This is a genomic window from Alsobacter ponti, from assembly GCF_024294805.1.
In the GTDB taxonomy this organism is placed as follows: Bacteria; Pseudomonadota; Alphaproteobacteria; order Rhizobiales; family Beijerinckiaceae; genus Alsobacter; species Alsobacter ponti.
This window is the reverse complement of sequence record NZ_JANCLU010000005.1, coordinates 23,508-48,714: the sequence shown is the minus strand read 5'-3', so window position 1 is coordinate 48,714 and position 25,207 is coordinate 23,508. Positions and strand designations below refer to the sequence as shown.

General features: G+C 70.1%; 22 protein-coding genes. 16 read left to right on the top strand and 6 right to left on the bottom strand.

Annotated features, from left to right (window positions below):
- Window positions 1–13: 13 nt before the first annotated feature.
- The 3 genes from NK718_RS06690 to NK718_RS06680 form a co-directional block, all read right to left on the bottom strand.
- On the bottom strand, window positions 14–619 hold the full coding sequence (locus NK718_RS06690; RefSeq protein ID WP_254739886.1) for an anthranilate synthase component II: 606 nt from the start codon (window positions 617–619) through the stop codon (window positions 14–16).
- Window positions 620–700: 81 nt separating this feature from the next.
- Entirely contained in the window at window positions 701–2,239 is a 1,539-nt protein-coding gene (gene trpE, locus NK718_RS06685; protein ID WP_254739884.1) for an anthranilate synthase component I, read from the bottom strand.
- Window positions 2,240–2,243: 4 nt separating this feature from the next.
- Entirely contained in the window at window positions 2,244–4,145 is a 1,902-nt protein-coding gene (locus NK718_RS06680) for a SurA N-terminal domain-containing protein (protein WP_254739882.1), read from the bottom strand.
- Between the two features lie 224 nt (window positions 4,146–4,369).
- Here NK718_RS06680 and tpiA point away from each other — a divergent pair, with 224 nt between their 5' ends.
- The 5 genes from tpiA (at window position 4,370) to kdsA (ending at window position 9,252) form a co-directional block, all read left to right on the top strand.
- The gene (tpiA, locus tag NK718_RS06675) at window positions 4,370–5,140 is read left to right on the top strand and encodes a triose-phosphate isomerase (protein ID WP_254739880.1); all 771 of its coding nucleotides are present in this window, start codon (window positions 4,370–4,372) and stop codon (window positions 5,138–5,140) included.
- Window positions 5,141–5,284: 144 nt separating this feature from the next.
- Window positions 5,285–5,665: a preprotein translocase subunit SecG gene (secG, locus tag NK718_RS06670; protein WP_254739878.1), complete on the top strand. Its 381-nt coding sequence runs from the start codon at window positions 5,285–5,287 to the stop codon at window positions 5,663–5,665.
- A 158-nt stretch (window positions 5,666–5,823) separates the two neighbouring features.
- Complete coding sequence (gene pyrG / locus NK718_RS06665; protein ID WP_254739876.1) at window positions 5,824–7,452, top strand: CTP synthase; 1,629 nt, start codon at window positions 5,824–5,826, stop codon at window positions 7,450–7,452.
- 24 nt (window positions 7,453–7,476) lie between these two features.
- Window positions 7,477–8,340 carry a VOC family protein gene (locus tag NK718_RS06660; protein ID WP_254739874.1) on the top strand — a complete coding sequence of 288 codons (864 nt, stop codon included), beginning with the start codon at window positions 7,477–7,479 and terminating at the stop codon, window positions 8,338–8,340.
- A gap of 51 nt (window positions 8,341–8,391) precedes the next feature.
- Window positions 8,392–9,252 (top strand): 3-deoxy-8-phosphooctulonate synthase, encoded by an 861-nt coding sequence (gene kdsA / locus NK718_RS06655; RefSeq protein WP_254739872.1) that lies wholly within the window; start codon window positions 8,392–8,394, stop codon window positions 9,250–9,252.
- A 29-nt stretch (window positions 9,253–9,281) separates the two neighbouring features.
- Here the strand turns inward: kdsA and queF are convergent, their stop codons facing one another.
- Window positions 9,282–9,731: a preQ(1) synthase gene (gene queF / locus NK718_RS06650; protein ID WP_371877235.1), complete on the bottom strand. Its 450-nt coding sequence runs from the start codon at window positions 9,729–9,731 to the stop codon at window positions 9,282–9,284.
- A 158-nt stretch (window positions 9,732–9,889) separates the two neighbouring features.
- Between queF and eno the strand changes: the two genes are divergently transcribed.
- The 8 genes from eno (at window position 9,890) to NK718_RS06610 (ending at window position 19,548) form a co-directional block, all read left to right on the top strand.
- Window positions 9,890–11,176 (top strand): phosphopyruvate hydratase, encoded by a 1,287-nt coding sequence (gene eno / locus NK718_RS06645; RefSeq protein WP_254739868.1) that lies wholly within the window; start codon window positions 9,890–9,892, stop codon window positions 11,174–11,176.
- Window positions 11,177–11,895: 719 nt separating this feature from the next.
- Entirely contained in the window at window positions 11,896–12,231 is a 336-nt protein-coding gene (locus tag NK718_RS06640; RefSeq protein ID WP_254739866.1) for an FtsB family cell division protein, read from the top strand.
- A gap of 265 nt (window positions 12,232–12,496) precedes the next feature.
- Window positions 12,497–13,486 carry a pyruvate dehydrogenase (acetyl-transferring) E1 component subunit alpha gene (gene pdhA, locus NK718_RS06635; protein ID WP_254740269.1) on the top strand — a complete coding sequence of 330 codons (990 nt, stop codon included), beginning with the start codon at window positions 12,497–12,499 and terminating at the stop codon, window positions 13,484–13,486.
- 70 nt (window positions 13,487–13,556) lie between these two features.
- A complete protein-coding gene (locus NK718_RS06630) occupies window positions 13,557–14,960 on the top strand; it encodes a pyruvate dehydrogenase complex E1 component subunit beta (RefSeq protein ID WP_254739864.1) in 1,404 nt (467 codons plus the stop codon).
- 16 nt (window positions 14,961–14,976) lie between these two features.
- Window positions 14,977–16,389, top strand: a complete 1,413-nt coding sequence (locus tag NK718_RS06625) for a pyruvate dehydrogenase complex dihydrolipoamide acetyltransferase (protein ID WP_254739862.1) — start codon at window positions 14,977–14,979, stop codon at window positions 16,387–16,389.
- A 104-nt stretch (window positions 16,390–16,493) separates the two neighbouring features.
- Window positions 16,494–17,936: a dihydrolipoyl dehydrogenase gene (lpdA, locus tag NK718_RS06620; RefSeq protein ID WP_254739860.1), complete on the top strand. Its 1,443-nt coding sequence runs from the start codon at window positions 16,494–16,496 to the stop codon at window positions 17,934–17,936.
- 132 nt (window positions 17,937–18,068) lie between these two features.
- Entirely contained in the window at window positions 18,069–19,061 is a 993-nt protein-coding gene (gene lipA / locus NK718_RS06615) for a lipoyl synthase (protein ID WP_254739858.1), read from the top strand.
- Window positions 19,062–19,068: 7 nt separating this feature from the next.
- Entirely contained in the window at window positions 19,069–19,548 is a 480-nt protein-coding gene (locus NK718_RS06610) for a type II toxin-antitoxin system RatA family toxin (protein ID WP_254739856.1), read from the top strand.
- On the opposite strand, the gene NK718_RS06605 is transcribed toward NK718_RS06610, so the two are convergent.
- Entirely contained in the window at window positions 19,549–20,040 is a 492-nt protein-coding gene (locus tag NK718_RS06605; protein ID WP_254739854.1) for a CinA family protein, read from the bottom strand.
- A gap of 1 nt (window position 20,041) precedes the next feature.
- On the bottom strand, window positions 20,042–21,262 hold the full coding sequence (locus tag NK718_RS06600) for a bifunctional 2-C-methyl-D-erythritol 4-phosphate cytidylyltransferase/2-C-methyl-D-erythritol 2,4-cyclodiphosphate synthase (RefSeq protein WP_254739852.1): 1,221 nt from the start codon (window positions 21,260–21,262) through the stop codon (window positions 20,042–20,044).
- Between the two features lie 136 nt (window positions 21,263–21,398).
- Between NK718_RS06600 and dusB the strand changes: the two genes are divergently transcribed.
- The 3 genes from dusB to ntrC are packed head-to-tail and all read left to right on the top strand — an operon-like array spanning window position 21,399 to window position 25,002.
- Window positions 21,399–22,412 carry a tRNA dihydrouridine synthase DusB gene (gene dusB / locus NK718_RS06595; protein ID WP_371877233.1) on the top strand — a complete coding sequence of 338 codons (1,014 nt, stop codon included), beginning with the start codon at window positions 21,399–21,401 and terminating at the stop codon, window positions 22,410–22,412.
- The gene (locus NK718_RS06590; RefSeq protein ID WP_254739850.1) at window positions 22,409–23,542 is read left to right on the top strand and encodes a two-component system sensor histidine kinase NtrB; all 1,134 of its coding nucleotides are present in this window, start codon (window positions 22,409–22,411) and stop codon (window positions 23,540–23,542) included. The genes dusB and NK718_RS06590 overlap by 4 nt, the downstream gene beginning before the upstream one ends.
- Before the next feature lie 11 nt (window positions 23,543–23,553).
- On the top strand, window positions 23,554–25,002 hold the full coding sequence (gene ntrC, locus NK718_RS06585; protein ID WP_254739848.1) for a nitrogen regulation protein NR(I): 1,449 nt from the start codon (window positions 23,554–23,556) through the stop codon (window positions 25,000–25,002).
- Window positions 25,003–25,207 lie beyond the last annotated feature (205 nt).

Sequence of the window (25,207 nt, the reverse complement as noted above, 5' to 3'; positions counted from 1 at the left end):
GGCGCTCCGTCCGTCAGGCGGCGGCGCGCCTCGTCTTATTCCATTCAGAGGCGAGGTCGAGGAAATTCTTGAAGATGGTCAGGCCGTGCTCCGAGAGGATGCTCTCGGGGTGGAACTGCACGCCATGCACCGGCAGGTCGCGATGCGACAGGCCCATCACCAGGCCGTCCTCGCTTTCCGCCGTCATCGCCAGCGTGCCCGGCAGCGTGTCGCGCCGAACCACGAGGGAATGATAGCGGGTGGCGCGGAACGGTCCGTCGATGCCGCGAAACACGCCCTGTCCGCGGTGGCGGATGGTCGACACCTTGCCGTGCATCGGCGCGGGCGCGCGCACCACCTCGCCGCCATAGGCCTGGCCCATGGCCTGCAGGCCGAGGCAAACCCCGAACAGCGGAATATGCGAGCCCGCGCGCGCGATGACGTCGAGGCAGATGCCCGCCTCGTTCGGTGTGCAGGGCCCCGGCGACAGCACGATGGCGTCCGGCTGGGAGGCGATCAGCGCCTCGGCGGTCGTCTGGTCGTTGCGCACGACGGTCACGTCCGCTCCCAGCCGGCCGAGGTCGTGCACCAGGTTCCAGGTGAAGCTGTCGTAGTTGTCGACGAGCGTGACGGTGGTCATGCGAAGGGCCCGGGGCCGCGCGCGGACGCGGCAAGCTTCATCTTGTGGGTCATGCTCGCGCGCTGCGTCAAGCCGAGCCTCCTATTGACCGCGCTTCGCGGCGCTGGCGAAGCGAACGGCTTCCTCGGCCGCGCGGAACAGCGCCTTGGCCTTGTTGACGCATTCCTGCTGTTCCGACTGGGGATCGCTGTCGTAGACGATGCCGGCCCCGGCCTGCACGTACATTCTGCCGCCGCGCACCACCGCGGTGCGCAGCACGATGCAGGTGTCCATCTCGCCATTGCCGCCGAAATAGCCGATGCACCCGGCATAGAGCCCGCGCTTGTCCTTCTCCAGCTCGTCGATGATCTGCATGGCGCGAACCTTCGGCGCGCCGGACACCGTGCCGGCCGGAAAGCCGGCGACGAGCGCGTCCAGCGCGTCGTGCGTGGCGGCGAGCGTGCCCTCGACATTGGACACGATGTGCATCACCTGGCTGTAGCGCTCGAGGAAGAAGGAATCGGTTACGTTGACGGTGCCGATCTCGGCGACGCGCCCGACGTCGTTGCGCCCGAGGTCGAGGAGCATCAGGTGCTCGGACCGCTCCTTCTCGTCGGCCAGCAACTCCTCGCCGAGCGCCACGTCCTGGGCCGCCGTCGCGCCGCGCGGCCGCGTGCCGGCGATCGGCCGGATCGTCACCTTGCCGTCGCGCACCCTGACCAGGATTTCGGGCGACGAACAGACGACCTGAAAGTCCCGGAAATCGAGATAGCAGAGGAACGGAGCGGGGTTCACGCGGCGCAGCGCGCGGTAAAGCGAGAAGGCCGGCAACTCGAACGGCGCCTCGAAGCGCTGCGACAGCACGACTTGGAAGATGTCCCCCGCGCGGATGTAGTCCTTCGCCCGGGCCACCATCGCCCGGTAGTCCTCCGGCGTGGTGTTGGAGGCGGGCGGGGTCGCCGTCAATCCGGAAGGGGCCGGCGGGGCCGACGGGGGCAGGGGGCCTTCGAGCGCCGCAACGGCGCGTTCGATGCGCTCGATTGCTCGCTCGTAGGCCGCCCTGGCCAAGAGGCCGGCCTGGGGCCGCACGGGGCTCAAAACCGCGATCTCGTCGCGCACCGCGTCGAACACCACCATCACGGTCGGGCGCACGAGCACGGCGTCGGGCAGGCCGAGCACGTCCGGATTGGCCGGGCCGAGCTTTTCCATGTGCCGGACCATGTCGTAGCCGAGATAGCCGAACACGCCGGCCGCCATCGGTGGCAGGTCGTCGTCGAAGTCGATCGCGCTTTCGGCCAGCACCAGACGCAGCGCGTCTAGCGGCGCCTCGGTGCACAAATCGTAGGCGTCGGGACTTTCCAGCGCGACGCGATTGACCTCGGCCATCGAGCCCCGGCAGCGGAACACGAGGTCGGGCGCCAGCCCGATCATCGAATAGCGCCCGCGCACCGCGCCGCCTTCCACCGATTCCAGCAGGAAGGCAGGGCCGGCCGCGCCCGCGCTCAGCTTGAGGAAGGCCGAGACCGGAGTTTCGAGGTCGCCCACCATCGTGGTGCGGACGATCTGGGGCCGACCCGACTCGTAGGCTCGCGCGAAGCTCTCGAACGAGGGCGCGGCGGCCCCTGTGGGCGCCGGCGTCATCGGCTCAGATCCCGCCGCCGATCACGGAGCGAAGCACCGTCTCGTTGCGCGTGACGCCGATCTCCTTCTGGAGGTCGTTGATGTAGGCGTTGAGCAGGTCGTCGCCCAGCGCCACGCGGACCTGGCTGTCGATCTGCTCGGCCTCCTGCTGGGTCGACAGCAGTTGCGGCACGTCCGCGGAGGTAACGCGCAGCACGATGCGTTCCTGGCCCGTCCCGCCGATGGCGGCGGCGGTTTTGCCCACTTGCGTGCTGAACACCTGCGCCACGGCCGCCGCCGGCAGGCCGCCCGTCTCGCCGGAGCGGCGCACGCCCTGCGCGGTGCGGGCCTCGACGCCCGCTTCCGCCGCGAGCGCGGCGATGGTCGCGCCCTCGTTCGCCTTCTTCACGAACTCGGAAGCCTTCGAGGCGAGCCGGCCGGCGATCTGGTCCTCGCGCCACTGCGTCTCGACGTCCGCCTTCACTTCGGCCAGCGTGCGTTCGCGGGAGGGCTCGATTCCGGCGACCTCGAACCAGACATACCCGCCGTCACGGGCCGAGATGGCTTCGTTGTCGACGCCGATGTCGGACGCGAACACAGCCTGCAGCAGCGCCTCGCGCTCCGGCAGGTCGACCGGCTTCTGCGCCTTGTCGCGTCCGGCGCGATCGACGGCGTCGATGGTCCTCAGGTTCAGCTTCAGATCCTTGGCGATCTCGGCGAGCGGACGCGCCGACGCGCGCTGGTCCTCGACCTTGTCGTGGATGTCCTGAACCGTGTCGCGCGCGTGGTTGCGGGCGATCTCGGCCTTGATGACCGGCGCGGCCTCCTCGAACGAGAGGGTCGAGGCAGGCTGCACCTCGCCCACGCGCACCAGCACCACGCCGAAGCGGCCCTCGACCGGGTCGCTGACGGTGCCGGCCGGAAGCGAGAACGCCGTCTTCGCCACTTCCGGATCGATGATCGCCTCGCGCGTCACAAGCCCGAGGTCGTAGTCCTGCGGGGTCGCCTTGCGCTCCTCGGCGATGGATTCGAAGGTCGCGCCAGCCTTGATCTTCTCGGCCGCCTGCCGCGCTTCGTCGAGCGACGGGAACACGAGCTGCTGAACGGCGCGGCGCTCCGGCGTGCCGAAACGCGCCTTGTTCGCCTCGTAGGACGCCTTGGCGTCGGCATCGCTGACGCTGTCGGGGTTCGCGACGTCGGCCGGCGACAGGGCGATGATGTTGATCTTGCGGTAGTCCGGCGCGCGGAACGTCGCCTTCCGCTCGTCGAAGAACTTCTGCAGAGTCGCCTCGTCCGGGGTCGGGATGTCGCCGGCCTTGGACGCGTCGAGCACGAAATATTCGGCCGCGCGGGTTTCGTTGCGGTAGCGGTGGATGGCGTCGCGCAGGACGGTGGGCGCCGGCATGGCGCCGGCCACGCTGTCGGCGAGCTGCTGGCGCAGATAGACGGCGCGCTGCGTGCGCACGAAGGTCTGCTCGTTGTAGCCGCTCTGGCGGATCACCTCGTCGAAGCGATTGCGGTCGAACCGCCCGTCCGCGCCCTGGAAGTTGCGGTCGGCGGTGATCGCCTTGGCGATGGTTTCGTCGGAGAGGGCGAGGCCGTACGCGTGGACGCGCTGGTCCATGGCCGCTTCGGCGATCATGCGCGACAGGACCTGCTGGTCGAGGCCCAGCGTGCGCGCCTCCTCGCCCGTGATGGCCCGGCGGGCGCGACGGGACAGGTTCTGCAGTTCCGTCTGGTAGGTCTCGCGGAAGGCCTGGGCGCTGATTTCGGCCGACCCGACCTGGGCGACGTTGACCCGGCCGACATTGCGGATCATGTCGGCGATGCCCCAAATCGCGAAGCTCAGGATCAGGAAGCCGAAGAGCACCGTGATGACGATCCGGCCGATCAAGGTCTGCCCGGCCCTGCGCATTCCGTCCATCATGCTCGATACTCTCCTTGCGTCCCCGCCGGGCTTCCGCGGCCCCGGCGCGAGGCGGCGCATCATATGGAGGGGGATTCCCCGCCGCAACGTCGCTTTATCCCAGGCGTTGGACGAGCGAAACCCCGGCGAAGCCCCGGCTGTCGCCCCCCAACCCGCTTTCGGCGCGCTTCTCGTGCCGCTCCGGCTCTGATAATCGCTGGAGCGACGTTCGGAAAGGATTTGCGATGACAGACGCCAAGCCCGTGCGCCCGCTCGTGGCCGGAAACTGGAAGATGAACGGCCTCAAGGCCTCGCTCGGCGAAATCGCCGCGATGGCGCAAGGCTGCGACGCCAGCCTGCGCGACGCCGTCGACCTGCTCGTCTGTCCGCCCGCCACGCTCGTCGCGCAGGCCGCGTTGTCCGCCGCCGGCACCCCCATCGCCGTGGGCGGGCAGGACTGCCACGCCAAGGCGAATGGCGCGCACACCGGCGACGTCTCGGCGGAGATGCTCGCCGACGCGGGCGCGACCCATGTCATCGTCGGCCACTCCGAGCGCCGCGCCGACCACGGCGAGACGAACGAGGCCGTCCGCGCCAAGGCCCAGGCCGCCCACCGCGCCGGCCTCGTCGCCATCGTGTGCGTGGGCGAGACGCGCGCCGAGCGGGAAGCCGGCCGTACGCTCGATGTGGTGCGGGGCCAACTCGCCGGCTCTCTGCCGCCCGGCGCGACCGCCCGCAACCTCGTGGTCGCCTACGAGCCGGTGTGGGCGATCGGAACCGGTCTGACTCCGACGACGGACGACGTCGCCGAGGTGCATGCGATGATCCGGCGTGAGCTGGAGTCCGGCCTCGGCGGGGAGGGCGCGGCCGTGCGCATCCTCTACGGCGGGTCGGTCAAGCCCTCCAACGCCGCCGAATTGCTGGCCGTGCCGCACGTCAACGGCGCGCTTGTCGGCGGCGCGAGCCTGAAGGCGGACGATTTCCTGGGCATCGCCGCGGCCTATCGCAAGGCCTGAGCGTCCGCGCGCCGTCGCGGCGTTTCCGGCTTCCCAGCGGACCGGGGACCGTGCTAAACGGCGCGCAACAGATTTCGGCCGGGGTTGCCGCCTTCCTTCACGAAGGCTGCGGGCCCCCGGCTTTTCCGCTTGGAAAGCGAGCCTATGCAGCAGGTTATCATCGTCATCCACCTGATTGTCGTTCTCGGGCTCGTCGGCGTGATCTTGCTCCAGCGTTCCGAGGGCGGCGCGCTGGGCGGCCTGTCGGGCGGCGGCGGCGTCTCCGGCTTCCTGACGGGGCGCGGCCAGGCCAATGCCCTGACGCGCGCGACGGCCGTGCTCGCGGCGATCTTCTTCACCACCAGCCTGGTGCTCGCCATCCTCGCCGGCGTCAACCGCGCGCCCAAGTCGATCCTGGACACGGCCGCGCCGTCCGCCGGCGCGCCGGCGGCGCCCGCCGCTCCGGCGAGCGGCGGCGTGCTCGACCAGCTCCGGCAGCTCGAAAATCAGGGACAGGGCGGAACGCCCGCTCCCAAGCAACCGTGACGACAGGGCCGGGACACCGGCCCTTTCTCTTTCGGGAACAACCCGGCCGCGAGGCCGGGGGTCCGGCGCGTGGCCCGGGCCTTTTCATGTGGACGGACCCCGTCGCGGGTTCTTCCGGACTCAACGAATCGGCCCGGTGGCCTTAAACGGAAATTCCCATGGCACGGTACGTCTTCATCACCGGTGGCGTGGTCTCTTCGCTCGGCAAGGGCCTGGCTTCGGCCGCCCTCGGCGCTCTCCTCCAGGCTCGCGGCTATTCCGTTCGGCTCCGCAAGCTCGATCCCTACCTCAACGTCGATCCGGGCACGATGAGCCCGTATCAGCACGGCGAAGTGTTCGTGACCGACGACGGGGCCGAAACGGACCTCGATCTCGGCCATTACGAGCGGTTCACCGGCCGGCCTGCCTCGAAGGCGGACAACATCACCACGGGCCGGATCTATCAGGAGATCATCGCCAAGGAGCGGCGGGGCGACTATCTCGGCGGCACGGTGCAGGTGATCCCGCACGTCACCAACGCCATCAAGGAATTCGTGCTGACGGGCAACGAGGGCGTCGACTTCGTGCTCGTGGAGATTGGCGGCACCGTCGGCGACATCGAGGGCCTGCCGTTCTTCGAGGCCATCCGCCAGCTCGGCAACGAGTTGCCGCGCGGCCATGCCGTCTATGTCCACCTCACGCTGCTGCCCTACATCCCCACTGCCGGGGAGTTGAAGACCAAGCCGACGCAGCATTCCGTGAAGGAACTGCGCTCGATCGGCATCCAGCCCGACATCCTGCTCTGCCGGACGGACCGCGAGATCCCGCGCGAGGAGCGCCGCAAGCTCGGCCTGTTCTGCAATGTGCGCGAAAGCGCCGTCGTGGAGGCGCGCGACGTCTCGTCGATCTACGCCGTGCCCGCCGCGTATCACGAGGCGGGGCTCGACCGCGAGGTGCTGGCGGCGTTCGGGATCGAGCCGGCGCCCAAGCCCGACCTGTCGCGCTGGCGAGCCGTGACGGAGCGCGTCGACAACCCCGAAGGCGAGGTGACCATCGCCGTCGTCGGCAAGTACACGGGCATGAAGGATGCCTACAAGTCGCTGATCGAAGCGCTGAATCACGGCGGAATCGCCAACAAGGTCCGCGTCAAGCTCGACTGGATCGAGTCCGAGGTCTTCGAGAGCGAGGACCCGGCGCCCTTCCTCGAGCACGTCCACGGCATTCTCGTGCCGGGCGGGTTCGGTCATCGCGGCGCCGAGGGCAAGATCCGGGCGGCCGGCTTCGCCCGCGAGCGCAAGGTGCCGTATTTCGGCATCTGCTTCGGCATGCAGATGGCGGTGATCGAGGCGGCGCGGACGCTGGCGGGGATCGAGACCGCGAATTCGACGGAGTTCGGCCCCTGCGACCAGCCGGTCGTGGGCCTGATGACGGAGTGGATGCGCGGCAACGAGCTCGAGCTGCGCGCGGCGGGCGGCGACCTCGGCGGCACGATGCGGCTGGGCGCGTACCGGGCCGAACTGGCCGCCGGCAGCCGCATCGCCGATATCTACGGCGCGACGGAGATCACCGAGCGGCACCGCCACCGCTACGAGGTCAACATGGGCTATCGCGAGCGGCTGGAGTCGAACGGACTCCGCTTTGCCGGCGTCTCGCCCGACGGCCTGCTGCCGGAGACGATCGAGCTGCCGGATCACCCCTGGTTCATCGGGGTGCAGTATCATCCCGAGCTGAAGTCGCGACCGTTCGAGCCGCATCCGCTTTTCGCCAGTTTCATTGCGGCGGCGATGGAGCAGAGCCGGCTGGTCTGAGCCCACCCGTCAGGGGAGGACACGATGGCGCGCGGGATCGATCACCTTGTGCTGGCCGTGCGCGATCTCGACGCGGCCGGGCGCTTCTACGAGGCGCTGGGCTTTCGCGTGGGAGCGCGCAACCGGCATCCGTGGGGCACCGAGAACCGCATCGTCCAGTTCCCCGGCGTGTTCCTGGAACTCATCACGGTGGGCGAGGGCGCTGAGATCGCGCCGCATGGGCCGAAACGCTTCTCTTTCGGGGCGTTTGTCACCGACAGCCTGGCCCGGGGCGAGGGTTTGGCCATGCTCGTGCTGGAATCGCGCGACGCCGCCGCCGACCGCGACGCTTTCGCGGCAGCCGGAATCGGCGACTTCGAGCCGTTTTTCTTCGAGCGACGGGCCGTCCGGCCGGACGGGACGCAGGCTCGGGTGGCGTTCAGCCTGGCTTTCGCCAGGAGCGCATTGGCGCCGGATTGCGGGTTTTTCGTCTGCCAGCAGCACGAGCCGGGCAACTTCTGGAACCCGGCATTCCAGGCCCATCCCAACGGCGCGACGGGCGTTCCCGGCGTTCTGATAATCGCCGAAAATCCATCGGAACATGCCGAGTTCCTTGCGGAATTCACAGGCGAACACGACCTCGATTCGAACTCCAGTGGAATCGTTGTTCCGACGCCGCGCGGCGCGATCGAGGTGATGACCGGACCGGCGCTGGCCTTCCATCTCGGCCTCGGCGTTCCCGAGACTCCGACACGTTTCATCGGCTTTCGCGTCGGGGTTGCGGACCTCGCGGCGCAGGAGGCCCGGCTGGCCGCCGCCGGCATCCCGTTCGACCGGCGTCCGGAGGGGCTGGTCGTGGGTCCCGGCGCGGCGTTCGGCGCGGCCATCGTGTTCCAGCCCGCGGCCTGACGCGCCCCCGCGTTGCTGGCGCAAGCCGCGCCCATCGGCTAGAAGGCCCGCATGAGCAACACGCCCGCTTCCGCTGCGAACGCCATCGTCACCGTCGGCCAGGGGGCCGGCGCGGTGCGCTTCGGCAACGCCCTGCCGCTCGCGCTCATCGCCGGGCCCTGCGCCATGGAGAGCCGCCAGCACGCGCTGGAGACGGCCGCCGCGCTCAAGGAGATCGCCGGCGCGGCCGGCCTGCCGCTGGTCTACAAGTCGTCGTTCGACAAGGCCAACCGCACCTCGCTGACCGCCGCGCGCGGCGTGGGGCTCGACGCCGCGCTGGCGGTGTTCGCGGAGATCAAGGAGAGCCTGGGCCTGCCGGTCATCACCGACGTCCACGACGCCGGCCAGTGCGCGCCCGTGGCCGAGGTGGTCGACATCCTGCAGATCCCCGCCTTCCTGTGCCGGCAGACGGACCTTCTGGTCGCCGCCGCCGCGACGGGCCGCGCCGTCAACGTGAAGAAGGGCCAGTTCCTGGCGCCGTGGGACATGAAGAACGTCGTCGCCAAGCTCACCGGCGCGGGAAACCCCGACGTGCTGGTGACCGAGCGCGGCGTCTCCTTCGGCTACAACACGCTCGTCACCGATATGCGGGCCCTGCCGATCATGGCCGCGACCGGCGCGCCGGTGGTGTTCGACGCGACGCACTCGGTGCAGCAGCCGGGCGGCCAGGGAACGTCGTCGGGCGGCCAGCGCGAGTTCGTGCCGGTGCTCGCCCGCGCGGCGGTCGCCGTCGGGGTGGCCGCCGTGTTCATCGAGACGCACGAGGCCCCCGAGCGCGCCCCGTCGGACGGCCCCAACATGGTGCCGCTCAAGGAGATGCCGGCCCTGCTGCGCACGCTGATGGCGTTCGACCGGCTCGCCAAGGGACTCTGAAAGAGGCTCTCAAGGGGCTCTGAGGCCGCTCAGCGGCCGCGATAAGGCGCGACGCCCTGGTCGGGCAGCCACAGGCCCTTCGGCGGCTCGCCGGTCTGCCAGAACACGTCGATGGGGATGCCGCCGCGCGGGTACCAGTAGCCGCCGATGCGCAGCCAGTCCGGCCGCAGCAGGTCGACCAGCCGCTTTCCGATTCCCACCGTGCAGTCCTCGTGGAACGCGCCGTGGTTGCGGAACGAACCGAGGAACAGCTTCAGCGACTTGGACTCGACCAGCCACTCGCCCGGCGCGTAGTCGATGACGAGGATGCCGAAATCGGGCTGGCCGGTGACCGGGCAGATCGAGGTGAATTCCGGGCAGGTGAAGCGGGCGAGGTAGAGCGTGCCGGCGTGCGGGTTCGGCACGCGGTCGAGCACCGCCTCCTCCGGCGACGAGGGCAGGGGCGCGGCCTTGCCGAGTTGCAGCGTTTCGAGCGTCATGTCCAATGTCCCGTCTCGTTCGGCGCGGGGTCGTTCGCGCGCGCACCATAGTGCAAGGCGCGGGTTCCGCCAGCGGCCGGCTTGCGTCGCGACGCTATTGGCTTAAAAACCGCGGCGATATTCAGGCGCGCCGCGGGCGCGGACTCAAGGAGAGGTCCATGACAGCAATCGTCGACATCGTCGCCCGCGAGATCCTCGACAGCCGCGGCAACCCCACCGTCGAGGTCGACGTGACGCTCGAGGACGGCTCGTTCGGCCGCGCCGCCGTGCCCTCCGGCGCGTCGACCGGCGCGCACGAGGCCGTCGAGATGCGCGACGGCGACAAAGGGCGCTTCCTCGGCAAGGGCGTTCTCAAGGCGTGCGAGAGCGTCAACCGCGACATCTTCGACGCCATCGGCGGCATGGACGCCGAGGAGCAGGTCAAGATCGACCGCACGATGATCGACCTCGACGGCACGCCCAACAAGGCGCGGCTCGGCGCCAACGCCATCCTCGGCGTGTCGCTCGCCGTCGCCAAGGCGGCCGCCGACGCCAGCGCGCTGCCGCTCTACCGCTATGTCGGCGGCACCTCGGCCCGCACGCTGCCGGTGCCGATGATGAACATCGTCAATGGCGGCGCGCACGCCGACAACCCCATCGACTTCCAGGAATTCATGATCATGCCGGTCGGCGCGCCCACGCTCGCCGAGGCCGTGCGCGTCGGCGCGGAGATCTTCCACACGCTGAAGGGCGCGCTGAAGAAGGCCGGCCACAACACCAATGTCGGCGACGAGGGCGGCTTCGCGCCCAACCTGCCGTCGGCCGAGGCGGCGCTGGACTTCTGCATGAAGGCCATCGAGTCGGCCGGGTTCAAGCCTGGGCAGGACGTGATGCTGGCGCTGGACTGCGCCTCCACCGAGTTCTTCAAGGACGGCGCCTACCGCTACGAGGGCGAGGGCCGCACCCGCTCCATCGAGGAGCAGGCGAAGTACCTCGCCAAGCTGGTCGGCGACTACCCGATCGCCTCGATCGAGGACGGCATGTCGGAGGACGACTGGGAGGGCTGGAAGATCCTCACCGACCTGGTCGGCGGGAAATGCCAGCTCGTCGGCGACGACCTGTTCGTCACCAACGTGACGCGCCTGTCGCAGGGCATCGCCAAGGGCGTCGGCAACTCGATCCTCGTCAAGGTCAACCAGATCGGCTCCCTGACGGAGACGCTCGCCGCCGTCGATATGGCCCAGCGCGCCGGCTACACGGCCGTGATGTCCCACCGCTCGGGCGAGACCGAGGACGCCACCATCGCCGACCTCGCCGTGGCGACCAATTGCGGGCAGATCAAGACCGGCTCGCTGGCCCGCTCCGACCGGCTGGCCAAGTACAACCAGCTCATCCGCATCGAGCAGGAGCTCGGCGACTCCGCCGTCTACGCCGGCCGCGCGGCCCTCAAGGCCCTGCGCGCGTAAGCGGGAAGGGCAAGGGCGGGAGGCCCGCAGCCATAGGGCGGACGCCAGTCCGCCCGTCTGACCCAAAAAGGGCGGACGTCAGTCCGCCCGTCCCCGGAATGCCGGAGCCTTGGCGGAGGCATATCCGGGGGCCAGCGCACGGATGCTGCCGCGTAGCGGCGCTCAATGGAAAAGGCCGTTCGGACGCGCTGCGCGCGACATAGCGCCCTGGGCCCCGGCTCCGGTTCCGCTTCGCTGCACCGGTCCGGGGACGGGGCGGACTGGCGTCCGCCCGATGCGCTTCCCCACACCCCTCCGTGAACGGGCGGGGTCGAGGCCGGCAGCCATAAGGCGGACGTCAGTCCGCCCGTCCCCGGAATGCCGGAGCCTTGGCGGAGGCATATCCGGGGGCCAGCGCACGGATGCTGCCGCGTAGCGGCGCTCAATGGAAAAGGCCGTTCGGACGCGCTGCGCGCGCCATATTGCGCTAGGCCCCGGACACCCCTCTGCTGACGCTCCGGGGTTCCGGGGACGGGGGCGGACTGGCGTCCGCCCGAAGCGCATCCCCACCCCTCCGGGGACGGGTGGGCCGGAGGCCCGCAACCCTCAAAGCACATCCGAAACACACAGGGGGGCGGACTGGCGTGCGCCTGCGCTCCAGGCCGCGCGCCAACCCCCAACCGCCGTGTTCGAACGCCTCCGTTAACGGACGGTCAACCACGTCGCGCCATGGTTGGGGCATGGTCGTTCGCGCTCGCTACCGTCGATTCCTCCTCCCGCTGCTCCTCTACGTCGTGGCGGGGGCTGTGGTCGGCTATTTCGTCTACCACGCCCAGCACGGCGATCGCGGCATCGAGACGAAGGCCGCGTTGAAGCGTCGCATCGTCGAGCTCAACGGCGATCTGGCGGAACTGAAGGAGCAGCGCGCGGATTGGGAACGGCGCGTCGCCATGCTGCGCGCCGACAATGTCGACCGCGACCTTCTGGAGGAACGCGCGCGCATTTCGCTGAACCGGCTGCACCGCAACGAGGTGGTCATCATCACCGGGACAAGCGATGCGCCTTCCCGCAAATAGTGCGGTGCAGCATCGGCAAGTGCTGCAAGATTCGCGATGAACCGAAATCTGGTTCATCCCTCTTTCGTGAATGAGGACAGTCACTTACAGGAGAAATTGGTAGCGCCGGCAACTATTCCGGCGCTCGCAATCGTCCACGTCTTGCGCTAGGCTCCCGCCAACGATCTGAAGGCCCGAAGGCCAGGAGGAGCCGATGGCGGTGACTGCCCGAAAGACAGCCGGCGCGACCAAGGCGGGCGCGACCAGGACAGCGGCGACGGCCAAGATGCCGTCCAAACGCGGCCCCGCCGCGGCCTCGCCCACGCTCGAACAGGAGCGCCAGGCCTATCGCGACATGCTGCTCATCCGCCGCTTCGAGGAGAAGGCCGGCCAGATGTACGGCATGGGCCTGATCGGCGGCTTCTGCCACCTCTATATCGGCCAGGAGGCCGTGGTCGTCGGCATGCAGATGGCCGCCAAGCAGGGCGACCAGGTGATCACCGGCTACCGCGACCACGGGCACATGCTGGCCTGCGGCATGGACCCCAAGGGCGTGATGGCCGAGCTGACGGGCCGGCGCGGCGGCCTGTCGAAGGGCAAGGGCGGCTCGATGCACATGTTCAGCGTCGAGAAGCACTTCTACGGCGGCCACGGCATCGTCGGCGCGCAGGTGTCGCTCGGCACCGGGCTCGCCTTCGCCAACCGCTATCGCGGCAACGACAACGTTTCGATGACCTATTTCGGCGACGGCGCCGCCAACCAGGGCCAGGTCTACGAGAGCTTCAACATGGCGGAGCTGTGGAAGCTGCCCGTCGTGTACGTGATCGAGAACAACCGCTACGCCATGGGCACGTCGGTGTCGCGCGCCTCGGCGCAGACCGATTTCTCCAAGCGCGGCATCTCGTTCAACATCCCGGGCGAGCAGGTCGACGGCATGGACTTCCGCGCCGTCTACGCCGCCGCGCAGCGCGCCATTCAGTGGTGCCGCGACGGCAAGGGGCCGTACATCCTGGAGATGCAGACCTACCGCTATCGCGGCCACTCCATGTCCGATCCGGCCAAGTACCGCTCCAAGGACGAAGTGCAGAAGATGCGCGAGGAGCGCGACCCGATCGAGCAGGTGCGCCGCAGGCTGCTCGACGAGTGGAAAGTGTCGGAGGACGAGCTGAAGGCGCTCGACGCCCGTTGCCGCGAGATCGTCAACGAGGCGGCCGAGTTCGCCACGCACGACCCCGAGCCGGACGTCTCCGAGCTCTGGACCGACATCCTGAAATAAGCCTCCCGGGCCCCGGCCGGTCCGGCCGCGAGGGCCCGCTTCCAGCACCTGCGACGGAGTTCAAGCTCCCATGGCGATCGACATTCTCATGCCGGCCCTGTCTCCCACGATGGAGAAGGGCAACCTGGCCAAGTGGCTCAAGAACGAGGGCGACCGCGTCAAGTCGGGCGACATCATCGCGGAGATCGAGACGGACAAGGCGACGATGGAGGTCGAGGCCGTCGACGAGGGCATCCTCGCCAAGATCCTCGTGCCCGCCGGCTCCGCCGACGTGCCGGTGAACCAGAAGATCGCGGTGCTCGCCGGCGAGGGCGAGGACGTCGCGGCGGTCGCCGCCGGCGGCGGCGCGGCCGCGCAGCCCGCGCCCGCTCCGGCGGCCGAGGCGGCTCCCCCCGCCGCCGCCGAAGCGCCGGCTCCGGCCCCCGCGCCGCAGTCCGTCCCCGCCGCCCCGGCCTCCTACGATGCTTCGGCCGAGGCTCCGCCCGGCACCGAGATGGTCACCACGACCATGCGCGAGGCGCTGCGCGACGCCATGGCCGAGGAGATGCGCCGCGATCCCGACGTGTTCGTGATGGGCGAGGAAGTGGCCGAGTACCAGGGCGCCTACAAGGTGACCCAGGGCCTGCTGCAGGAGTTCGGGCCCCGGCGCGTCGTCGACACGCCGATCACCGAGCACGGCTTCGCCGGCGTCGCGGTGGGCGCGGCCTTCACGGGCCTGCGGCCGGTGGTCGAGTTCATGACGTTCAACTTCGCCATGCAGGCGATCGACCACATCATCAACTCCGCCGCCAAGACGCTCTACATGTCGGGCGGGCAGATGGGCTGCCCCATCGTCTTCCGCGGGCCGAACGGCGCGGCGGCGCGCGTGGCCGCCCAGCACAGCCAGGACTACGCCGCCTGGTACTCCAACGTGCCGGGCCTGAAGGTGGTGTCGCCGTCGAACGCGGCCGACGCGAAGGGGCTGCTCAAGGCGGCGATCCGGGATCCCAACCCGGTCATCTTCCTCGAGAACGAGATCCTCTACGGGCAGTCCTCGCCGGTTCCCAGGCTCGACGACTTCGTCGTGCCGATCGGTAAGGCGCGCATCGCGCGGCCCGGCAAGGACGTGACCATCGTGTCGTGGTCGATCGGCATGAGCTACGCGCTCAAGGCGGCGGAGGAGCTGGCCAAGAAGCACATCTACGCCGAGGTGATCGACCTGCGCACGATCCGGCCGATGGACATCGAGACGGTGGTGGCCTCGGTGATGAAGACCGGGCGCTGCGTCACCGTCGAGGAAGGCTGGCCGCAGTCGGGCGTGGGGTCGCAGATCGCCGCCGAGATCATGGAGCGGGCCTTCGACTATCTCGACGCGCCGGTGCGGCGCGTGACCGGCAAGGACGTGCCGATGCCGTACGCCGCCAACCTCGAGAAACTGGCGCTTCCGAACGTCGGCGAGGTGATCGAAGCGGCGCGCGCGGTCTGCTACCGCTGAGCAAGGGGGGAATGCAATGCCCGTCAATGTGCTGATGCCGGCGCTTTCTCCCACGATGGAGAAGGGCAACCTGGCCAAGTGGCTGAAGAACGAGGGTGACACGATTAAGTCCGGCGACGTGATCGCCGAGATCGAGACCGACAAGGCGACCATGGAGGTCGAGGCCGTGGACGAGGGCGTGCTGGCGCGCATCCTCGTGCCGGCGGGCACCGCCGACGTGCCGGTCAACGACGTCATCGCGGTGATCGCCTCCGAGGGCGAGGACGCCAAGTCCGTGGCGGCGGCGCCGGCCGCGCCCGGGGCGAAGTCGCCGCAGGGGGCCGCCGACATGGTGACCGCCGCCGCGCCGCCGGCCGCCGCCGCACCTGCCGCCGCGCCGCAGTCGATGGCCACGGCCGGCGCGGTGTCCGCCGCCGCGCCCGTTGCGCCGCCCGCGCCGGCCGCACCCGCGCCGCAGGGGGCGCCCGATCGCGGCGAGCGCGTGTTCGCCTCGCCGCTGGCGCGGCGCATCGCCAGGGAGGCCGGGATCGATCTGGGCTCCATCGCCGGCTCCGGCCCGCACGGGCGCATCGTCGAGCGCGACGTGCGCGCCGCGCTGGAGGGCGGGGCCAGGCCGGCCGCCGCGCCGGCCGCGAAGGCGCCCGCGCCCGCTCCTGCGGCGGCCCCCGCCGCCGCGCCCGCGCCGTCGATGTCCGACGAGGCGGTGCGCAAGCTGTTCGAGCCGGGCTCCTACGAGGAAGTGCCGCACGACAACATGCGCAAGGTGATCGCCCGCCGCCTGCTCGAGGCGAAGCAGACGATCCCGCACTTCTACCTCTCGGTCGACTGCGAGCTGGACGCGCTGCTCAAGCTGCGCGAGCAGGTCAACGCCTCCGCGCCGAAGGACAAGGACGGCAAGCCGGCGTTCAAGGTGTCGGTCAACGACTTCGTCATCAAGGCGCTGGCGCTGGCGCTGACGCGCGTTCCGGACGCCAACGTGACGTGGACCGAGGGCGCGATGCTGCGCCACAAGCACGCCGACATCGGCGTGGCGGTGTCGATCCCCGGCGGCCTCATCACTCCCGTGGTGCGGCGCGCCGAGACCAAGGGCCTGTCCACCATCTCCAACGAGATGAAGGACTACGCTGCGCGCGCGCGGGCCCGCAAGCTGAAGCCCGAGGAATACCAGGGCGGCAGCTCGGCGGTGTCGAACCTCGGCATGTTCGGCATCTCGAACTTCGCCGCCGTCATCAACCCGCCGCACTCGTCGATCCTGGCGGTTGGCGCGGGCGAGCAGCGCGTGGTGGTGAAGGGCGGCGCGCCCGCCGTCGCGACGGTGATGACGGTGACGCTCTCCACCGACCACCGCGCGGTGGACGGCGCGCTCGGCGCGGAGCTGATCGGCGCGTTCAAGCAGCTCATCGAGAACCCGATGTCCATGCTGGTGTGACCGGCATTTCCTTCACTCGCGGGCGGCCGGAGCCTCCGGCCGCCTCCGCTCCGCCCGGCCGCGCGCCGGCGCGCCCGCGACAAGCCTGATTTCAGGAGGCTTCGATGGCCGACAGCTACGACGTGATCATCATTGGCGGCGGCCCCGGGGGCTATGTCGCGGCCATCCGCTCGGCGCAGCTCGGGATGAAGACGGCCGTCGTCGAGCGCGAGCACCTGGGCGGCATCTGCCTCAACTGGGGCTGCATCCCGACCAAGGCGCTGCTGCGCTCGGCCGAGGTGTTCCACTACATGCAGCACCCCGCCGCCTACGGCCTGACGCTCCAGGGCCAGGCGGGCGTCGACATCGCCGCCGTGGTGAAGCGCTCGCGCGGCGTCTCGGCGCAGCTCAACGGCGGCGTCGGCTTCCTGATGAAGAAGAACAAGATCGACGTCATCTGGGGCGAGGCAGCCATCACCAAGCCGGGCGAGATCAAGGTCGGCAAGCCCTCCAAGCCCGCGATGCAGCCCGCCAACCCCGCGCCCAAGGGCGTGCTGGGGGAGGGGGTCTACAAGGCCAAGCACATCGTGATCGCCACCGGCGCGCGGCCGCGCGTGCTGCCGGGCATCGAGCCGGACGGCAAGCTGATCTGGACCTATTTCGAGGCGATGGTCCCCCCGTCCATGCCGAAGTCGCTGATCGTCATGGGCTCGGGCGCGATCGGCATCGAGTTCGCCTCGTTCTACCGGACGATGGGCGCCGAAGTCACCGTGGTCGAGCTGCTGCCGCAGATCCTGCCCGTCGAGGACGCCGAGATCGCGGGGCTCGCCCGCAAGCGCTTCGAGAAGCAGGGCATCAAGATCCTCACCGGCGCCAAGGTGGCGAAGGTCGAGAAGGGGGCGAACGGCGTCACCGCCAGCGTCGTCGACGACAAGGGCGCGACGCAGACGCTGTCGGCCGAGCGCCTGATCTCGGCGGTCGGCGTGGTGTGCAACGTCGAGGGGCTGGGGCTCGAGGCGCTGGGCGTGAAGACCGAGCGCGGCGCGATCGTCACCGACGGTGTCGGCCGCACCAACGTGCCCGGCATCTACGCCATCGGCGACGTCGCCGGCCCGCCCATGCTCGCGCACAAGGCCGAGCACGAGGGCGTGATCTGCGTCGAGGGGATCAAGGGCCTGCACGTCCACCCCATGGACAAGGCCAAGATCCCCGGCTGCACCTACTGCAACCCGCAGATCGCCTCCGTCGGGCTGACGGAAGCGAAGGCGAAGGAGCAGGGCTACAGCCTCAAGGTCGGCCGCTTCCCGTTCATGGGCAACGGCAAGGCCATCGCGCTCGGGGAGCCCGAGGGTCTGGTGAAGACGATCTTCGACGCCAAGACGGGCAAGCTGCTCGGCGCGCACCTGATCGGCGCGGAAGTGACCGAGCTGATCCAGGGTTTCGTCGTCGCCATGAACCTGGAGACGACGGAGGAGGATCTGATGCACACGGTCTTCCCGCACCCGACGCTGTCGGAAACGATGCACGAGAGCGTGCTGGACGCGTATGGGCGGGTCGTCCACGTCTGATCCGGCCCGGGGAGCCGCGCCCGCCTGCGTCCTTCGTCGGGATGCGGGGTTTGCCGGGTTGCCGCGGGAGGCCGAAAGCACTAGCTGAGGGTCGCAGAGGCGGGGCTTGATGCGCCCGCCGGGAGATGAAGGATGGCGGTGCTCATCGACACGCTGGGCCAGGATCGGCGCGGCAAGCAGGTCTCGGCTGAGGAGGCGGCGCGCCCGCGCCATCCCGAGAAGGCGCACCGGCCGGACCAGCCCGTCGCGCGCAAGCCGGAGTGGATCCGCGTCAAGGCGCCCGGCTCGCCGAAATGGGCCGAGACGCAGCGCATCGTGAAGGAAAACGCCCTCGTCACCGTGTGCGAGGAAGCCGGCTGCCCGAATATCGGCGAGTGCTGGGAGAAGAAGCACGCCACCTTCATGATCATGGGCGACACGTGCACGCGCGCCTGCTCGTTCTGCAACGTGAAGACCGGGATGCCCGGCCCGCTTGACGACAACGAGCCGGCCCACATTGCCGAGGCGGTCGCCAAGCTCGGCCTGGAGCACGTCGTCATCACTTCGGTGGACCGCGACGACCTCGCCGATGGCGGCGCCGAGCATTTCGCGCGCGTCATCCGCGCCATCCGGGCGACGAGCCCGAAGACCACGATCGAGGTGCTGACGCCGGACTTCCTGCGCAAGGAAGGCGCGCTGGAGCTGGTGGTGGCCGCCCGGCCGGACGTGTTCAACCACAATCTCGAAACGGTGCCGTCCAAGTACCTGACCGTGCGGCCCGGCGCGCGCTACTTCCACTCGATCCGGCTGCTGCAGCGGGTGAAGGAGCTGGACGACTCCATCTTCACCAAGTCCGGAATCATGGTGGGCCTCGGCGAGGAGCGCAACGAGGTGCTGCAGCTGATGGACGATTTGCGCTCGGCCGAGGTCGACTTCATGACCATCGGCCAGTATCTGCAGCCGACGCGCAAGCACCATCCCATCGTCCGCTTCGTCACGCCCGACGAGTTCAAGAGCTTCGAGACCATCGCCCTCACCAAGGGCTTCCTGCACGTCTCCGCCTCGCCGCTGACGCGGTCTTCCCATCACGCCGGCGACGACTTCGCCAAGCTGAAGGCAGCGCGCCTGGCCCGGCGGGGCCGCTGAGGCCGCCATGCCGAGTTTCCGGTCGACGCGGCGGGTGAGACACAGCCCGGCGGACATGTTCGCCCTCGTCGCCGACGTCGAGAAATACCCGCTGTTCCTGCCGCTGTGCGAGGGCCTGCGCGTGCGCCGGCGGGCGCAGAGCGGGGAGGGCGTCGAGGTGCTGGTCGCCGACATGACCGTCGGCTACAGGGCCATCCAGGAGACGTTCACCAGCCGCGTCACGCTCGACAGGCCGCGCCTCAAGATCGTGGTCGAATATGTCGACGGGCCGTTCCGCCACCTCGAGAACCGCTGGTCGTTCCGCGAGGCGGAAGGCGGGTGCGAGGTGGAGTTCTACATCGACTACGAGTTTCGCAGCCGCACGCTCGGGCTGCTCATGGGCGCGATGTTCGAGAAGGCGTTCCGCCGTTTCGCCGAGGCGTTCGAGGAGCGCGCCAACGTGGTCTATCGCCGCCCGCCCCCCGTTTCCGCCATCGTGCCGGGCTGATCAGACCGCCGCTTTCTCCAACAGGTCGAGCGCGTCCGCCACCGCCGCCTCGCGAATCCCGGCGCGGCCGAGATCGCCGTAGCGGCGCTCCAGGTGGATCGTCGCGCCGCCGCGCCTCGCCGCGGCGAGGTGGACGAGCCCGACGGGCTTGGCGTCGCTGCCGCCGCCCGGCCCGGCGATGCCGGTGATCGCGACCGCGACGTCGGCGCGCGAGCGCGCCACCGCGCCCTCGGCCATGGCCCGCGCCACGGCCTCGCTGACCGCCCCGTGCGCGGCGATCAGCGCGGCGGGCACACCGAGCAGTTCGGTCTTCGACTCGTTGGAATAGGTGACGAAGCCCCGCTCGACCACGTCCGAGGACCCGGCCACGGCCGTGAGAGCGCCGGCGACGAGGCCTCCGGTGCAGGATTCCGCCGTCGCGACGCGCAGGCCCAGGGTGCGGAAATGCGCCAGCAGCGCCGCGCAGCGCCGCTCGCTGTCGTGAGCGTTCATGTCAGTCCTCCGCCGGCAGGGAGAGCGTCGCCGTCGCGTGCGCCGCGATGCCTTCGCGCCGGCCGGTGAAGCCGAGTTGCTCGGATGTCGTCGCCTTCACGGCGACCCGCCCGGCGGAGACGCCGCAAATGGACGCGATCCGCTCGCGCATTGCGTCGCGGTGCGGGCCGACCTTGGGCGCTTCGCAAACGACCGTACAGTCGAGGTGGAGGATGCGGCCGCCGCGCGCCCGAACCCGCTCCACGGCGAAGGCGAGGAAACGGTCCGAGGACGCGCCGCGCCATTGCGGGTCGCTGGGCGGGAAGTGCGCCCCGATATCGCCGTCGGCGAGCGCCCCGAGCACGGCGTCGGTGAGCGCGTGCAGCACCACGTCGGCGTCGGAATGGCCGGCCAGCGCGCGGTCGTGCGGAATGCGCACGCCGCCCAGCATCACAGCGTCGCCGTCGGTGAAGGCATGCACGTCGTAGCCCGCGCCCACCCGCGTTTCGAGCATGCCTTCCGCTTCGGCGCGGGCGCGCGCCATGTCCTGGGCTGTCGTCAGCTTCACGTTCCCGGGTTCCCCGTCGAAGACATGGACCTCGTGGCCCGCCCATTCCATCACCGCCGCGTCGTCGGTGAGGTCGACGCGGCCGGCCTCGGCGGCGCGGCGATGCGCGTCCAGCAGCGCCGCGAAGCGAAACGCCTGCGGCGTCTGCACGGCCCTCAGCGCGCCGCGCTCGGGACTGTCGACCACCACGCCGCGCCCGTCCACCCGCTTCACCGTGTCCACCACCGGAACGCCGGGAACGGCCGCGCCGAAGGCGAGCGCCCGGTTGATCGCCCGGTCGACGAGCGCGGCGGACACAAAGGGGCGCGCGGCGTCATGCACGAGGACGAGATCGGGCGGGCTGGCGGAGGCGGCGAGCGCTTCGAGGCCGGCGCGCACCGATGCTTGGCGCGTCGCGCCGCCGACCGTCGGCGGAAGGAGCCGTCGCGCCACGGTCTCGGGCAGGCCGGCGACGGCCTCGTCGTAAAGCGCCTCGCCCCCGGCCGCGATCACGCAGGCGAGGGTGCCGACGCCGGGCTGTGAGAGGGCGGCGATGCTGCAGGCCAGCACAGTCTCGCCGCCGAGGCTCTGGTACTGCTTCGGCAGAGGCCCGCCGGCGCGATGCCCGCTTCCCGCCGCCACGATCACGGCGGCGACGGTGGGGTGCTCATTGGAGGATGGCGCGGCGGTGCTCATGCCCGGGATGTCGCCAATTTCGCCGCCGCCGTCAAACTCGCGCCGCGCGGGCCGGGCACATTGCCGGCGTCGTGCATCTTGTGCAGTGCAAAATACTGGCTAGAATGCAGGCAAACCGAGTAGGTGCCTAATTATCGTGCAGTCGAACTCCATTAACCCCGTGCTGTCCGTCGGGCCCGTGCCGCTCGACGGGCGCGCCATCCTCGCGCCGATGTCCGGCATCACCGACGCCGGGCTGCGCCGCATCGCGCGGCGTTTCGGCGCGTCGCTGGTCGTCTCGGAGATGGTGGCGTCCGACGAATTGGCGCGCGGCAAGGCCGAGGCGCAGCTGCGGGCGGAAGGCTCCGGCGTCGATCCGCACGTGGTTCAGCTTGCCGGCTGCCAGCCGCATTGGCTGGCGGAGGCCGCGAAGGTGGCGGAGGGCGCGGGCGCGAGCGTCATCGACATCAACATGGGGTGCCCGTCGAAGCGCGTGATCGGCGGCTACGCGGGCTCGCACCTGATGCGCGACCTCGACCAGGCCCTGCGGCTGATCGAGGCCACGGTCGCGGCGACGAGCCTGCCGGTGACCGTCAAGATGCGGCTCGGCTGGGACGACGACAGCCACAACGCCCCCGAACTCGCCCGCCGGGCCGAGCAGGCCGGCGTCCGGCTCGTCACGGTGCACGGCCGCACGCGCTGCCAGTTCTACAAGGGCGCGGCGAACTGGTCCGCCATCCGCGCCGTCAAGGCGGCCGTGTCGATCCCCGTCGTCGCCAACGGCGACTGCAACGGGCTCGACGACGCCCGCGCCATGCTGGAGGCGTCGGGAGCGGACGCGGTGATGGTCGGGCGCGCCGCGACCGGGCGGCCCTGGCTGGTCGGCCAGATCGCGCGCGGGCTCGCCGGCGAGGCGGCGGCCGCGCCCTCGCTGGAGGCGCGCAGGGACGCGGCGCTCGAACACTACGACAGCCTTCTGGCGGCGTACGGGACCAAGGTCGGCGTCCGCCACGCCCGCAAGCACATGTTGGGCTACGCCGAGGACGCCGCCGGCGCGGCGGGCGTTCCCGCCTCGCTCAGGACGCGCCTGGCCACGGGCGACGATCCGCGCGACGTGGTGGCGGCGCTGCGCGCCGTCTACGACATGGCCGATCTGGAGCAGGCGGCATGAACGTCCGGCTCGAGTCCGATCCGGCGGGCGCGACGGCGCGCCGGGGAGACGTCATCCTCAACATCCTGCCTTTGCCGGTGCTCGTGGTCGGCGCGGGCAACGTGGTGCTCGACGCCAACAACGCCGCCGAGGCCTTCTTCGAGATGAGTAGGCCGGCGCTGCGCCGCCACAGCCTCGGCGACCTGCTGCCGTTCGGGACGCCCGTGCTGTCGCTCGTCGAGGAGGTGCGCCGGCGCGGCGGGAGCATGAACGAGTACCGCGTCGACATCGGCACGCCGAGGCTCGGCGCGGAGCGCGTCGTCGACGTGTTCGTCGCGCAGGCCGGCGAAGGCGGCGACGACGTCGTGCTGATGCTGCAAGAACGGACAATTGCCGAAAAAATAGACAGGCAGCTCACCCACCGGGGCGCGGCCCGCTCGGTCAGCGCCATGGGCGAGATGCTGGCCCACGAGATCAAGAACCCGCTTTCCGGCATTCGCGGCGCGGCGCAGCTGCTGGAGACGTCGGTCAGCGACGAGGACCGCGGCCTCACCCGCCTGATCTGCGAGGAGACCGACCGCATCGTGAAGCTCGTCGACCGCTTCGAGCACTTCTCGGACGGCCGCCCCGTCGAGCGCGAGCCGGTCAACATCCATGCCGTGCTGGAGCACGTGAAGAAGCTCGCCAGCTCGGGTTTCGCCCGGCACATCCGCTTCGTCGAGACCTACGACCCCTCGCTGCCGCCCGTGCTGGGCAATCGCGACCAGCTCATCCAGATTTTCCTCAACCTGGTGAAAAACGCGGCGGAAGCCATCGGCGCGGACGCGCTCGACGGGGAGATTGAGTTGACGACGGCGTTCCGGCCCGGCGTGCGCATGTCGGTGGCGGGAACGCGGGAGCGCGTCAGCCTGCCGCTGGAATTCTGCGTGCGCGACAACGGCCCCGGCGTGCCGCCGGACCTGATGCGCAACCTCTTCGACCCCTTCGTCACCACCAAGGCCTCCGGCACTGGCCTCGGTCTTGCACTGGTTGCGAAGGTTGTGGGGGATCACGGAGGCGTCGTGGAGTGCGAGTCCCTGCCGCGCAGGACGACATTCCGGGTGCTGATGCCGATGCACCTCGCCCGCGACGGACGCGCTTCCGAGCTGTAGAGGTTTGACACATGGCGAACGCCACCATTCTCGTGGCCGACGACGACTCCGCGATCCGCACGGTGCTCAACCAGGCGCTGGCGCGGGCCGGCTACGAGGTTCGCTCGACCGGGCAGGCCTCCGCCCTGTGGCGGTGGATCGCGGCCGGGGAGGGCGACCTGGTGATCACCGACGTCGTCATGCCGGACGAGAACGCCTTCGACGTGCTGCCGCGCATCAAGAAGCTGCGGCCCGACCTGCCGATCATCGTGATGAGCGCGCAGAACACGTTCATGACGGCCATCAAGGCCTCCGAGCGCGGCGCCTACGAGTACCTGCCCAAGCCCTTCGACCTGAAGGAGCTGATGGCGATCGTGGCGCGCGCGCTGTCGCGGCCCAAGTCGGTCGCCGAAGCCGAGGAGGCGCCGCAGGAGGACATTCCGCTGGTCGGGCGCTCGCCGGCCATGCAGGAGATCTACCGCGCGCTCGCCCGGCTGATGCAGACCGACCTGACGGTGATGATCACCGGCGAGTCCGGCACCGGCAAGGAGCTTGTGGCGCGCGCCCTGCACGACTACGGCAAGCGCCGCCGCGGCCCGTTCGTCGCCGTCAACATGGCGGCGATCCCGCGCGACCTGATTGAAAGCGAATTGTTCGGGCACGAGAAGGGCGCGTTCACCGGCGCGCTGCAACGCGCCTCGGGCCGCTTCGAGCAGGCCGAGGGCGGCACGCTGTTCCTCGACGAGATCGGCGACATGCCGATGGAGGCGCAGACGCGTCTGCTGCGCGTGCTCCAGCAGGGCGAATACACCACCGTGGGCGGGCGGACGCCGATCCGCACCAATGTCCGCATCGTCGCCGCCACGAACAAGGACCTGCGCATCTCGATCCAGCAGGGGCTGTTCCGCGAGGACCTGTTCTTCCGCCTCAACGTCGTGCCTCTGCGCCTGCCGCCGCTGCGCGAGCGCGCCGAGGACATCGCCGATCTGACGCGGCACTTCTTCACGATGGTCGAGAAGGAAGGCCTGCCGCGCAAGCAGATCGACGCGGCGGCGCTGGAGCGGATGAAGCGCTATCGCTGGCCGGGCAACGTGCGCGAGCTGGAGAACCTGGTCCGCAGGCTGGCGGCGCTCTATCCGCAGGAGACCATCACCGAGCCGCTGATCGAGGCCGAGCTGGCCGAGCCGGGCGTCTCGGCCGGCGCGCTGGCGCAAAGCGACGGCCCGGCGCGCGACGAGCCGCTGGGCGCGTCCGTGGAGCGCCACCTGACCACCTATTTCGGACAGTTCAAGGGCGAGCTGCCGCCGCCGGGGCTCTATCACCGCATCCTGCGCGACATCGAGGAGCCGCTGATCGGCGCGGCGCTGGCGGCGACGCGGGGCAACCAGATCAAGGCGGCCGAACTCCTCGGCCTCAACCGCAACACGCTGCGCAAGAAGATCCGGGATCTCGACATCCAGGTCATCCGCTCCGCCCGCTGAGGCCGGGGCGTCCCTGGCATCGGGGTTCGCGGACTTCCCACTGCCGGCCGAGTGTGGCATGAATGCATCGGTCCGGAGCCGGTGATTCCATTTTCACAGCATGATCCTAGCCGGTTGGCTCCGGGCAGGCGCTTGAGCGCGACAGAACGCGCGCGCCGTCGACGCGGCCGTGCGAGCCGGGACCCCGCGGGTGGGATGCTTCGCG